Here is a 12,179-nt window from a genome sequence, read left to right as displayed (position 1 = left end):
GCTCATGGGCCTGGCTTCGGCCCGCGCTTTTGGTGGGCCCGGCCTCTGCATAAGGCTCGAATTCTCGGTTGGCAGCTCTAAACCACGTGCCCGACGGGAAATGCCTATTTTGGTGGTAATTCTGGCCGGTTGGGTCGGAATGCGGTCACAAACGGATTGCCTTGCCGCGCTGCGTGAGAGAAAGTGCCTGATTTCTCCCTTGTTCTCGCCGTTTTGGGTCTGAAAGCTAGCGGGGCGCTCGAGCGCCTAACGGTTTCGAGAGGGGAAGTGCCTCCATGATCAGGATTTTGTGTCACTTTGGGTCTCGCACGCGATCGGGACGCGCATGACATACGGTTGTAGCGGGTAGCCAGGAAGGGAGGCCGTTTTGAACCTAATCGTCGAGGTAGCAGATATAACTTTGCTCGAAGTCGATGTGATTGTGAATGCGGCAAACTCCTCGCTGCTGGGAGGTGGCGGGGTTGATGGCGCAATTCATCGGGCAGCCGGTCCGGGTTTGCTTAAAGAATGCCGCAGGATACGGGACACGGAGTTGCCGGACGGGCTACCAACTGGGCAGGCCGTAGCTACAAAGGCTTATGATTTGCAGGCACTCTGGGTCATCCACACGGTTGGTCCGAATCGTCATGCAGGCGAGGAAGATCCGCATCTGCTCGAGTCGGCATTCCGGAACTCTTTGGAGTTAGCCACACAGTTGGGTGCCCGATCGGTGGCTTTCCCAGCTATTTCTGCTGGCGCCTACGGTTGGGGAATGGAAGAGGTTGCGCGGGTCGCGGCTTCAGCTGTGATGGCCTGGAACAGTGCGGAGAATGGTGCTTGCAGGGCTTTACAAACGATTATTTTTGCGGTTACGAATGAGAATGTTCGCGCGATATTTGAATCGGCGCTAACTCTAGCGGCGGGCTCGTTCGAAGTTGATTAAGGAGGACGCTGATGGCGTGGGTGATTCTAGTGGTTTCCGCGATGTTTGAGGCCATGTGGGCAAGTGCATTGGACCGTATGGCGGGTGGTGCTCTTACGTTGCTAAATGTGCTGAGTTTTGTGGTCGGTTCGATAATCTCTGTGAGTGGCCTGTATTTGGCGCTACGTGACTTGCCGGTTGGAACGTCCTACGCGATTTGGGTTGGGATTGGTGCGGCAACAACGGTGCTGTGGGCAGCGTTCGCTGGGGTTGAGACACTAACAGCTTTGAAGTTGGTCTTCATTGGCATGATCGTTGCGGGCGTTGCCGGCCTAAAAGTTGTGTCATAGCGCGGGGGAGCACACGCACGAGTCTTGAAATAGGCTCCAACACGTGGGGTGGTGCTTCGTTTCAATGTTCAGATGAGGCGTTTCATTAATGCTCCGGGAAAGTATCTGGATCTAAGCTTGCCGAGGCGAGTGGACAGGCTCCCAGATTTGAACTCTCCCCAGGTGAACCGTTCGAGGTGTGGGAGTTTGCTGCGAATAGTCTCTTCTCGTTGACGCTCGTCATGTAGGGCAGTCTCGGGGCTGAGCAGGCTGCCGTCGTATTTGATCATGCCGTCAAATTCGAGCGCTAGCCCCTTCGATGGGTAGGCGAAGTCCGCGAAGTAGCGGCGTCTGCCTTCTCCGATTTCGAATTGCTCGGTGGCAGGAGGAAATCCGAAACGGTGAAGTTCGAGTCTTAGTAGCGATTCGCCGATGCTTTCCGACCAGGGGGAGATGAGGCGCAGATTGCGTCGTGCGCGTCGTTTGCCGCGGTGATCTTTTCGGCTTGCCAGGATTGTTTCGAACCTTAGAAGGATGGTCCGAAAGGTTGCTTCGACGGCGGCCCGGTCACGTTTGTGTTCACGGACGCGTTGTTGGATGAACCAGTCGACTATGGGCACACAATGCCGTGCGGGGTGGCGCGCCAGTAGCTCCACACAGAGGTAGTCCCACCTCAGCGTTTTCATGCCATCGATTGTTGTGTAGGCGGAAGCGGGAAGTGTTCTGGAGCTTCGTTTGACTACTGCCTCGTGGATTCGGGGCAGATTGTGGCTGTGCATTGATGCGGATGCCTCGAGGCTCGTTCCGGGCGATCCCGATGGGGCTTGTGCGGGCAAAAGACCGAGGGCGTTGCCGAACCACTGGTAAGTGGACTCGCCTACGAAACGTAGTTTGCATTTGGAGTGGTGGCGGGAATGCTTGACTCCTGTGATGAGCTCGATTTCCCAGGTTTTGTGTGGGATCGGTGCGCCGTGGATGAGGGCAGCAATGATTCCGTCTAGGGCCGTGCCTTCGGCGGACATGTCAAGTACACGGCGGGCTCGCTCCTTTTGGACGGCCTCCCAGATTTCCCAGGGGGAGCCGGGTTGAATTTGCGCCCAAAGGCCGTAGGCGAGTCTGACGCGGCTACTGTTTTTGCGCCTCGTGATAGTGCGACCTGATTGCGCCCATGTTGCGATGTCGTGAATATTTCCCATGCGTGAAAGGGCATCATGATTGTGATTTTCGAGGGGTGCTATCCGACGAGGGGTGTGGATTCTGTTATGAGAGCCCGGCTTGGGAAACTGGTAGGGCATGGAGAACATGTGAGCAGGGGCGGGCCGGCGATGGAGGTGCGGTCGGAGGCAGACTATGCGGGGCTGGGCCGTATTCAGACGGGAAGTGCCAGGAATCCGAGGCGGTCAAGACGGTTTAGGTCGGAATCGCTACGAATCCGCCTCTGCACGATTGAGATTCCGACGGGAAGTGGCATGTAAGGAGGCTTTTGTGGCACTTCTGGTCTGAATCGTGATTTGTCCTGTAACGCAAAGCAGGGGGTCTAGTTTGCGAGAGGACGCCCCCACCCGTCAACTTTCCACTTCGGGTCTGAACCGAACAGGTACATGATTCCCTCAAGAATTCCCCACATGGCAACGATGGGAGCGAGCCCCAGTGCAGATAGCAAGGTAATCAGCAGCTGGATAACCGCTAGTTTGTATTTACCTAGGTAAAAGTTCTGGGTTCCAAACGCTCCCAACAAAATGGCCAGCACGCCGGCTACGACCCTGTCTTTTTGTGGTTTATCAGCGGCATCTCGGTGCTTGTTGCGGCCGGCATTTAGGGTCTGAAAAGTGTTTCTTATCTTCGTAACCGCAGAGTTTTTCGAGGCCGCCGCCATTTCACTTGTTGTATCTGGTGAAGGTTCAGGTCGCTTGCCCGTGTTTTTCTGTGAACCACCCGGCGGCAGAGGTGCCCGGTATGAACTGCGTTCTGCGCGCAAGTGGTCGGCATTGGCATTACCACTCACTCGGGGCTTACGCGGTGCCCGTGGGGAAGTGGCGGAGGCGTGTTCGATGCGTGCAGCATCTGTTTGGAAATCATTGTCTTGAAGCTGAGGGAGGTTGTATTCGCAGGCATTTTGGGTCTCAGACTCGTTGTGTGTCTCGCCCTCCTCGGTGTTCCAATACTTTTCAGGTTGAGGAAATGCGCTCATCGGGGCACCTCCTCTCCAACCGGTGTTTGGCTCTCGCTCGCGATTCAGATCCATAGTGCCAGAAGTTCTCTTAAATTTTTTCAAGGCGTGCCTTCGACACGCAGATTGTCATCTTTTTCGAAACTGGCGCGACGCCGAGTTGGAGAAGCGCTCATTTCTAATCCGAGTTATTCACAGAATTTTGAGACGGTCTAGGAATTGGCGCTCGTATGTCGTACTTTCCTTGTACAGGTTTCACATTCGAGGAGTTCAGTGCGATGCGCCATCCCAAAACCATGACAGCTGTGGCCATACTAAGTTTGTTTAGCGTGGGCATCGCAGGGTGTTCTTCACCGGGGAATAACGGGGCCGAGGAGGCCCAAACTTCTCTTGCTTCCCAAGCTGCAACTGAAGCGCCAAGTACGGCCCCGACAATCCCACCGGCAGACGTGCTCTACCCGCACCCCAAACCAGAAATGCCGGCCGAGGCGCACGAGCACTCCGTACTAGGAGCGCAGGCATTTTCTGTGTATGCGATGAAGATATTCATGTACTCGGTGGCCATACGGGATCCGAAACCCTTGCGTGAAATTTGTGTGTCCGGCTCTGAATCGTGTGCAAATATGCTTGATTTTATCGAGGGGATTGCCGAATCAGATGCGTATTATGAGGGCTTTTACACTGATGACATCAGAGTAAATGGGAGCCTAGATGGAGGCTCTACACCTCGAGCGGAGTATGGTACACAGTTGCAAGCCAATGTTCCCGAGTACAAGTTTTACGAGAATGGTGCGAGTAGCCCCAAGATTCATCCTCAAGACACCATAATTTTTGCTGTGGAGGTTTCTTGGGATGAAGGCTGGAAGGTATCAGATGCCCAAGCTGGCACTGAAGAGGAGGCCTTCGGTGATTAGCCTTACACAGTCGCTCGGCGCGCTTCTTATGGTTTTTGCGACTATCAGCTTTCCTTTTCCATTTGTCAATACTGTTTCTGAGCCAGGAAGCTCACCCTGGAATAGTGTTGAAAAAGCGAGTCCGCTCGATGTTTTTACTTCTCCTCTACTGAAGTATGTCGGCATCTATGATTTGGGTTTACTCCCTGATGGTTCTAAGGGCGTGCGGTTTGATTCGGCTGGCAAAGCAGGTTGGGACACGCTTGAGGTGTGCGGTTTGCGCCGGTTCTCTAATGGCAGTCATGCGCATCAGCTGTGTTTTGATCCGGTTACTGGCCGGGTTCAGACTCCAACCGGCGGTAGTACCACCGATGGTGGAGTTGAGTATCGTCCGGTAGATCTGTCACAGATAGTTGCTAAAGCGGTCGATGACGCAAACTTGGCAGGCATGCGAGTGAACATTCAACCCAACAAGGGTTGGGTTTTTGCCACGGTGCCAACAATTGTCTACATGACTGGGGAGAAGCCGACTAACTCGGTAAACGTCGATGGGTTTGACGTCACTGTAACTTGGAGCGTTCGAGAGCACCAGATCCAGTTCAACGAACCCGGTGGAGGTGCCTCTGAACTGGTTGTTTCCACCGATGGCGCGCCTTATCCGAACGAGTCAATCACCTGGACCTACCGCAACGAAGGCCGAACTCACGTGTCCGTGACAACCGTGTGGGACGCGAAAGTTAATGTAGCTGGTTCCAGTTTCGACATGCCGAAGCAGCGTACCACCACGTCCACTAGTAGCGAGTTCGAGGTGCGCAAGCCCATCATCTCGCTGACAAAACCTAGCTATTAGCCGCCAGGTGCTCGGATGATAATCCGAGCGTCCAGCAGGAGCCTAGATGACCTCGTTGTCCTCTGTAGGCGCGAACAGCGTGCAATCCTGGTCAAACACGGTGCAAGCGAAACTGTGGCGTGGCGAGGGGCCAGCTTCATCCTCAAAAATTAATCGACGTAAACCCAAGGCGAGCCGTCCTCTGTGCGGATGAATCGAGAGCGTTCTTCCTGTATGCCCGGGCCTTGCGGGGTGAGGTAGTGGGCGCGGAAGTGGACCATGCCCATGGAGTCGGGTTGCTGTCCCTTCACGGTTTTGATGATCTCGAGGCCTGTCCATGTAATGGCGTCATCGAAGGTGAGGGAGTTCGGTCTGGTTTGCGCATGCCAGGTACGGAGCAGGAAGTCGCGGTCTTTACGTGCAAACGCACAATACCGGGCGCGCATAAGGAGTTCGACCGTGGGCGGGTTGCCTCCCCGATGGAACGGGCCACAGCACTGTTCGTAGGGTTTTGCGGAACCACAAGGGCACATGGTTTCTCTCTCTGCCGGTATTCAGACCTAAAGCGACTCTACCGAAATCTTTCTGGCCTAGAGGCCTCTACCGCGTGGTGGCAGCCTGCTTTTTATTCAGTCGAGCAGTATCTGCCCAATGGCTTGTCGCAGGGAATCGATTCAGACCCAAAGCGGCTAAAACAGGCATCTAAACTGGCAGTTTCCCTCACGATTGTGGTTGGAGCATCGGCCTCGCGCGCGATTCAGACGGGAACTGTCAACAAATCGGCAGAAACAGGCTCTTTCCCTCACGGACGTGGCTGCGAACCATGTCAAGATGACAAGTTGAGGTGTCTTGTGTCACGCGGTAGGTTCGGTCTCGAAGCGGAGCGGTCGCTCAGGACGCCATGCTAACAGGGGCACGGATGTCGCTAAGGTGCTGTCGTTAGAGAAGAGCGAGCAGCCTGGAGGCAGGTCTAATTCGCTGGCTCCCTCTGGAGGCAGGGCCGTATAACGTCAGTTACCGCAAGGATTGCTGTCAGGTTTGATGCTGGCGCACCCTTCGCTTTGCGCGTCCTGGATCGCGCTGTCCAGATCCCAGCCGTTTGACGCAAGATACTGGATCTCCGTGTAGTTAGTGCACTGCTTCCCAACTACGATGATGTCGTTGCAAGAGGATTTTTGTTCCGCTTCTTCTCGGCGTTTCTTGGCTTCCTCTTCCCTCTTCATCTCCTCTTTTTTCTTGTCCAGCTCGTCGCTGTATTTGTCGATGGATCCTTTGAGGGCAGTGGAGTAGTGTTCCGCGTTAGATTTTATTTCGCTTATTCGGTCGAGTGTCGCGTTGGCCGCGCGCAAATCGTCAAGACTTTTCAGCTCGCTGGGCACCTCGGGTATTTCGGGCGGCGAGTCGACTAGTCGTTGCGCACCCATCAGCAGATTTAGTGATCCTTCGACCTTCCCGTACCCTTCGGAGGTGTTTGCTTTCGCTAAGCTCGCTTTCGCGCTAGCTAGAGCCTCCGTAATCGCGGTTCGGTATTCGCCGTTCTTCTCACTGATAAGAGGCGCAGCGTAATTTAGTACGCCTTCGGTGAGTCTTTGGACTGATTCGGTGAGGATTTTTGTGTGCTCCTTGGCTTCGCGAGTGGCTCTAGTTATGGCCTTCGCGTCGGCAGCGGAGGAACAAGTCGCGACAGCTTCGGGTGCTTCGCTCAGTGCTTCTCGTGTGGCTTTGATGAGGGGAGTGGCTTCGTCGCTGGTGGAGTACCCAAAGGAGTTTTCGTCGTTGAAGAAGTTGAGTAACTCCCGCGCTTTCACGGCTTCTGTTTCGTACTGCTTTACAGCGGCTGCGTGGTCTTCGGTGGCTTCGGCGCAACTGTTTTGCGATTTTGTCAGGTAGTGATATGCGATGAAGCCGAAGCCAAATACTAGCGCCGCGACGAGTAGCGCTGAAACTAAAATCTTTCCCGTTTTCATGGCCTTGGTCCCTGGCCGCCACCTTTCTGTGAGCGTTCTTAGCACAAGGATAAACAGTTTTTATCGGGAGCGGTACACCTTCAGATTCCTCGCGAGGTTGGTGTGCTGAAGAAAAAGCGCTGCGATTTCCTCTAATTCATGCGTGGCGGAAGGGGCGAAGTGGAGAAGATGAAAGGAGGCGTGGTTGGGCGCCGAGGGGAAGGAGCGGTGTGGTAGTTGTGCGTGAGGGGAAGGAGCAGTGCTGTGATGGTGCGTGAGGGAAAGTGGTTATCTGGGAGGGGATTTCTGCCGCTTTGGGTCGGGACGCTGGTCGAGCCTGCCAGGTGTAGCACCGTGCGTGAGGGGAAGTACCTGTTTGTGCTGTCAGTTTCGCCGCTTTGGGTCTGAATCGTTGAAGGTGGCGGGATGAGCTTTGGTTTGGATGCTGTTTCATCGGCCGACGTGTTCACCCTCAATTTGATGACTATGTCGTGCTGCTGCAGAGCAATAAAAATCTCGCCACATTTCGATGTGGCGAGATTTGAGTGGTAGCGGGGGCCAGATTTGAACTGACGACCTCCGGGGTCTGAACTGTTTCACAGTGAAATAGCGCGGTAGAGCCAAGTATTCGTTGGAATCATGCGGTAAGTGCGCCGATTAGGTTACCGCTTGATACTGCTCGATGTGGGATATTCACGATGAAACATAGGGAATAAGGTAGGGACTCCCTACCTTTCCTCGCGCCGTGCCCGTGCGGCCTCGTAGAGGCTCGTGAGGTCGGATAGATCGCTGTAGGCCTGCGCGTTGACATCGAGCGAGTGCCCGAGTGTTCGAGCACGCAATAGCGCGTCAACGTCTGTCCGATACAGGGTATTGAGGGTTGTCCGCCAGACGTGCGTTCGGTGCGTTTCCAGCAGGGGCACCTCGCACGCCTTGGCGAGTTCGACGTAGAAGCCTTTGAGGACTTTCTGGGCGTTGAACCTGTCCCACTCGGTGTCGGGATTCAACGGCGCACCGACAACATATTGCCCGCCGATCTCATCCTTTCGTCGAAGCAGGTGCTCGTACACCGCAGGCTCGACGAGAGCCGCAACACGCGGGTTGCCTGTCTTCGCATTCTCAGCCCTGATGAGACACGCAGGGCGACCGTTGCCGTCTTCAATGACATCGGACCACAGAAGCGTCCTCGCTTCACTGACGCGCAACCCCGTGGCCATCTGAAGCAGGGTGAGGTCGATGCAGTTCCTGTGGACGGCCACGCGATCTTCGAGCGTGTATCTCCCTCGCTTTGGTGGGTCCGCACCCTCGGCGGGGTCCACGGTGAGAAGGTGTGTGAGTACACGGTCGTATTCGGCGCTGGTGAGCGCACGTCCACCTTCGGGCCTTTCGCGTTTCTTCACGTTCCCGAGGTCGATCCGGGCACCAGCGAGGGGGTTGTATTCGATTACGTCGTCTTTGATGAGTTCTTCGAAGAAGTATCGGCTGGCAACGCCTTTTGCGTGACGGCCACTTTCCGATCCATGCTCGGTGGCGATCTTTTTCAAGAGTTCTTCGATGGTGCGTCGTCGCGTTACCGAGGCGATCGAGTACCCCTTGAACGCCTCGTCGAGGTAGGCAAGGACGGTCTTGTAGCGATTCTTTGAGTTCTTCGAGAGTTTTGAGGAGTCAGTGACGATGGGCTTGGAGACCTTCTCCAGGTACTCGGTTGCCAGTGATGAGGGCTTCCAGTTGCCACCTGCTCCGCCCTGAGCCAGCAGTTCGGCCGCCTTGGTATGCGCCCTTGCTCGCGCTTCGCCTTTCGTCGAGCCTGTCGTGTCGCGCGAGAGGAGGCGTCCATCATGGAGGCGTATTTTCCATTGGATGCGGTATTTCCCGTTCGGCAGGCGGACGGGGGTCACCGAGTCGATTGTGCTCGTTCCTGAGGGTATTTGAACTCTAGGCATGTCTCTATGATACATAGGGACTAGCAACTGTGGTTCAATTCAACAGCCCAGTTGTTGCCCTGTGAGGTGCGATCTGGTATTATTGGGGACAGATAGGGGACGCCGTACTGGACGGCGCGGTCATCAGAACCGCACACACAAGCGACGCAGCACCGCTGCAACCGGGGACTATCCCACTCGGGTCGCCTAGATGCTTCATGTCTAGGAGACCTCAATGTCTACCCCTACTACCCTCGTCACCCCTGCTGCCCTCACTGCTGAGGAAGCTGCCACTTATCTTGGTTTATCCCGTCAGACGCTCGCCAACTGGCGAGTTCGTGGCCTGGGGCCTGCGTATTCGCGTCTTGGAGGCGCTGGTCGTCCGCGCATCGTGTACCTCGTTAAGGACCTCGATGCGTTCCTTCGGGATACTCGTGTCGAGACGACGGGAGATCAGCGATGAACCCCGCCGACCTCACCCTCTCCCCCGCGAGGGAGGCCCCGGAGGGGCCGACGCTTGCCCCCGAAGGGGGCACGCCCTCGTGTGAAAACGACTGTCTTTCGACGGCGGAGTGGAACGAAAAACAGGGGTTTGAGGGCATTTCAGAGCAACCAAAAAACCCGGTCGTTTTAGTCGTTCCGGGTTCTTCGACCCCTACTTTTCCCTGTGATACCAACGATAATGCGCGGGACACTGGGCTTGTGTCCCGCGCAGTCGGTTCAGTCGTTTTTGGGAGTGAAACGACCAAAAACGACTGGAACGACTACTCTGAATCCACACCCGAGGCACTGCGGTTCCTCGGTCTCGTCGGTACCGATGAGGATCCCTATCGAGACGGGGGGCCGTGGGCTTACGCGAATGAGCCAGGGGGTCGTGTTTTTATGATTACGCAGAACCTGAGCCATCCGTCCACAGGCCAGACCCTTATCACCACGGAGCAGGTGGGAAAGGCGCTCGCGAAGAAGGGTGTGAAGCGTTTCGCCTGGATTCTGCACGACAAGGATGTGTACACGTCTGCCGAGGTCGCAAAGAACTCCGCCCTCGTCCAGGGGGCGCCTAAAGCCCCGCATGTCCACGTTGTGATCCAACGCAGTTCTTTTGCGTCAATTGCTCAGGTCGCCCGTGCGTTTGGAGTGCCACCGCAGTGTGTGGAGCCAAAGCCCCCGTCGGCGTTTCTCGACCTTGTTGAATACCTCACCCACGAGAACCCCAAGCAGCAGGCAGCAGGCAAGCACCTTTATGACGACTCGGAGGTTCACGCCTCGAAGGGTTGGGACTGGCGTACCGATCTGGAGGAGCACAAGATAGCCCGCCAGGAGAAGGGTCTGGGCAAGGCGCTCCAGCGTCGTCGCAAGGAGGCCGCTCTCAAGGTTGCCGGTGGTGAGTGGAGCCTCGATCACGTGCGTAAGCACGACCTTGAACTCTGGTCAGCGCCGGGGGTGATGAGCCACCTCAAGGGCCTGCGGGCCGACTATCTGGCCAGCTTGGCCCCTCCCCTGGAGGTCGTGAACTTTTATGTTTTTGGGCCTGGTGGGGTAGGCAAAGACCTCCTCGCTCATGCCCTCGCTCGGTCCCTCAACCCGACGGCGGAGAAGCCCTACTTCACCGTGGGCGGGTCGAACGTTTCATTTGAAGACTACGACGGCGAGGAGGTCATCATCTGGTCGGATTTTCGAGCTTCTACCATGCTTGACGCTTGTCGTCGAGACCGGGGTCTGTTGTTCCGGGTCCTGGGTCCGTACCGCGACGCCTCGGAGAAGGTCATCGTCAACGTCAAGGGTTCTCACACACAGTTGGTTAACCGGGTCAACATCGTCACCGGGCCTGACGATTACAAGACGTTTCTCAACGGCCTTGCTGGGGAATACGCCTACACAAACAGGATGGGGGTCAAGGTCGTCCAGACCTCGGAGAACAAGGATCAGGCATACCGCCGTTTTCCCCTCATCATCCCGGTGCAGGAGGGTGAGTTCTCGATCTACGTGAACCTCGGCTTTCTCAACGGCACCCGCGAGTACCAACAGTACGAGCGGCATGAGCGATTGCGTCACAACCTCGAACTCTTGAATCGCCGCTGCCAGGCGATCACCGATGCCGCCGAACGGGAGTCCGCGATTCGCCAGATCGAGGCGCGCACCGTCGCGCCGATCCTGGAACAACGCGCCCGGCTAACCGGCTCGGACGACGAGTCCGTGAGTGTCGACGACATCTTGAGTGAGTTTGCGACTGCCGGACAAAAGATCATTGAGACAGAGCCCACGCCAGAGGAGATTGAGGCGCGCGAGAAGGCCGAGCTCAGCACCCGGACGTGGGCCGTTGCTCGTCAAGTGCTCGAGGTCATCGAGGCCGACCGGAGGGCCGCCGAGCATAAGGCCGCTGAGGAGCGGCGCAAGGCCAATGAGCTGGCCCGGAAGCAGCGCGAGCGGGAGATGCTCGCGGCAAAGAAAGTCGAACTCGCTGCGATCGGGAAAATCGACCTCATTCCGAAGGTGGAGATCGAATACATCGACGGTAAACCACGGGCAACACTTCCTCGTCCAAAGAACCAGTGGGACCTCTAGCCGTTCCACAATCAGACCACCAACCAACCCAACGAAAGGAACGAAATCATGACCAAGACATCAGCCGAGATCGAGAAGGAATTGGAGCAGGCGAACACCCGCGCCCGGACGCTCCGCAATCAACTCAAGCGTGCACGCGCGGATGAATTGCTTTCCGCAAAACAGGCCCTCGGAGAGGCGGTCGCAACCCTCGTTTTTGCGGAAACGACGGAGGCGATTCAGGCCCTTGTTCAGACCCTGAACGACCCTGTAATCGCCGAGGAAGTGCGTCATGTTTTTGGTGTGAACAGCACCAAGAACAGCACTCCAGAGGAGCCGGAGTCAGACCCCCCGTGGGGGTCTGATAACGGCGACGACCAGGACGGAACCAGTGTGCCACCGGCACAGTGGTGACGGCCTTGGTACCACCTCAAACAGACCGAGCAAGCGCAGGTCTGGAGAGGTGGTACCGCCCCTGCGGAGCAGCCCCCGGACACTGGAGCGAAGCGTAAGTGTCTTAGGGGGTTAATACACAGGTGTGACCACGGGTAGCGAAGCGAGGGTCCCGTGGTTACAGCTGTGTGATCCGTGGGGCAAATCTTTGGGCAGGGAGCGCAGCGACCGGGGACCCGAAGATTTGGCACACGG

Annotated in this window: 12 protein-coding genes; 7 read left to right on the top strand and 5 right to left on the bottom strand. The window is 56.5% G+C overall.

Annotation, left to right across the window (positions count from 1 at the left end; genetic code table 11):
• Positions 1-367 precede the first annotated feature (367 nt).
• A complete protein-coding gene (locus HMPREF1628_RS05685) occupies positions 368-922 on the top strand; it encodes an O-acetyl-ADP-ribose deacetylase (RefSeq protein WP_034509198.1) in 555 nt (184 codons plus the stop codon).
• Positions 923-933: 11 nt separating this feature from the next.
• Complete coding sequence (locus tag HMPREF1628_RS05680; RefSeq protein ID WP_034509196.1) at positions 934-1,251, top strand: DMT family transporter; 318 nt, start codon at positions 934-936, stop codon at positions 1,249-1,251.
• A 68-nt stretch (positions 1,252-1,319) separates the two neighbouring features.
• Here HMPREF1628_RS05680 and HMPREF1628_RS08665 read toward each other — a convergent pair whose 3' ends face one another.
• Together HMPREF1628_RS08665 and HMPREF1628_RS09095 are read right to left on the bottom strand one after the other, a co-directional pair.
• On the bottom strand, positions 1,320-2,426 hold the full coding sequence (locus HMPREF1628_RS08665) for a hypothetical protein (RefSeq protein WP_052038918.1): 1,107 nt from the start codon (positions 2,424-2,426) through the stop codon (positions 1,320-1,322).
• 341 nt (positions 2,427-2,767) lie between these two features.
• On the bottom strand, positions 2,768-3,421 hold the full coding sequence (locus HMPREF1628_RS09095; RefSeq protein ID WP_198030414.1) for a TM2 domain-containing protein: 654 nt from the start codon (positions 3,419-3,421) through the stop codon (positions 2,768-2,770).
• A 209-nt stretch (positions 3,422-3,630) separates the two neighbouring features.
• On the opposite strand from HMPREF1628_RS09095, the gene HMPREF1628_RS05665 reads away from it, so the two are divergent.
• Together HMPREF1628_RS05665 and HMPREF1628_RS05660 are read left to right on the top strand one after the other, a co-directional pair.
• Positions 3,631-4,314, top strand: coding sequence for a DUF6318 family protein (locus tag HMPREF1628_RS05665; RefSeq protein WP_034509193.1), 684 nt, complete (start codon positions 3,631-3,633; stop codon positions 4,312-4,314).
• A gap of 202 nt (positions 4,315-4,516) precedes the next feature.
• Positions 4,517-5,143: a hypothetical protein gene (locus HMPREF1628_RS05660; protein ID WP_232219398.1), complete on the top strand. Its 627-nt coding sequence runs from the start codon at positions 4,517-4,519 to the stop codon at positions 5,141-5,143.
• Positions 5,144-5,292: 149 nt separating this feature from the next.
• Here HMPREF1628_RS05660 and HMPREF1628_RS05655 read toward each other — a convergent pair whose 3' ends face one another.
• The 3 genes from HMPREF1628_RS05655 to HMPREF1628_RS05645 form a co-directional block, all read right to left on the bottom strand.
• Positions 5,293-5,655 (bottom strand): YchJ family protein, encoded by a 363-nt coding sequence (locus HMPREF1628_RS05655; RefSeq protein WP_084703264.1) that lies wholly within the window; start codon positions 5,653-5,655, stop codon positions 5,293-5,295.
• Positions 5,656-6,132: 477 nt separating this feature from the next.
• On the bottom strand, positions 6,133-7,089 hold the full coding sequence (locus tag HMPREF1628_RS05650; RefSeq protein WP_034509185.1) for a hypothetical protein: 957 nt from the start codon (positions 7,087-7,089) through the stop codon (positions 6,133-6,135).
• Positions 7,090-7,796: 707 nt separating this feature from the next.
• A complete protein-coding gene (locus HMPREF1628_RS05645) occupies positions 7,797-9,011 on the bottom strand; it encodes a site-specific integrase (RefSeq protein WP_198030412.1) in 1,215 nt (404 codons plus the stop codon).
• A 214-nt stretch (positions 9,012-9,225) separates the two neighbouring features.
• Here HMPREF1628_RS05645 and HMPREF1628_RS05640 point away from each other — a divergent pair, with 214 nt between their 5' ends.
• The 3 genes from HMPREF1628_RS05640 to HMPREF1628_RS05630 all read left to right on the top strand — a co-directional run bounded on the left by HMPREF1628_RS05640 (position 9,226) and on the right by HMPREF1628_RS05630 (position 11,945).
• Complete coding sequence (locus tag HMPREF1628_RS05640) at positions 9,226-9,453, top strand: helix-turn-helix transcriptional regulator (RefSeq protein ID WP_034509447.1); 228 nt, start codon at positions 9,226-9,228, stop codon at positions 9,451-9,453.
• A gap of 419 nt (positions 9,454-9,872) precedes the next feature.
• Positions 9,873-11,552 (top strand): Rep family protein, encoded by a 1,680-nt coding sequence (locus tag HMPREF1628_RS05635; RefSeq protein ID WP_198030411.1) that lies wholly within the window; start codon positions 9,873-9,875, stop codon positions 11,550-11,552.
• Positions 11,553-11,600: 48 nt separating this feature from the next.
• Positions 11,601-11,945, top strand: coding sequence for a hypothetical protein (locus HMPREF1628_RS05630; protein WP_034509181.1), 345 nt, complete (start codon positions 11,601-11,603; stop codon positions 11,943-11,945).
• The last annotated feature ends 234 nt before the right edge of the window (positions 11,946-12,179 follow it).

Source organism: Actinomyces sp. S4-C9 (assembly GCF_000758775.1).
GTDB classification, from domain to species: domain Bacteria; phylum Actinomycetota; class Actinomycetes; order Actinomycetales; family Actinomycetaceae; genus Gleimia; species Gleimia europaea.
This window is presented reverse-complemented; position numbering and strand designations above follow the sequence as displayed.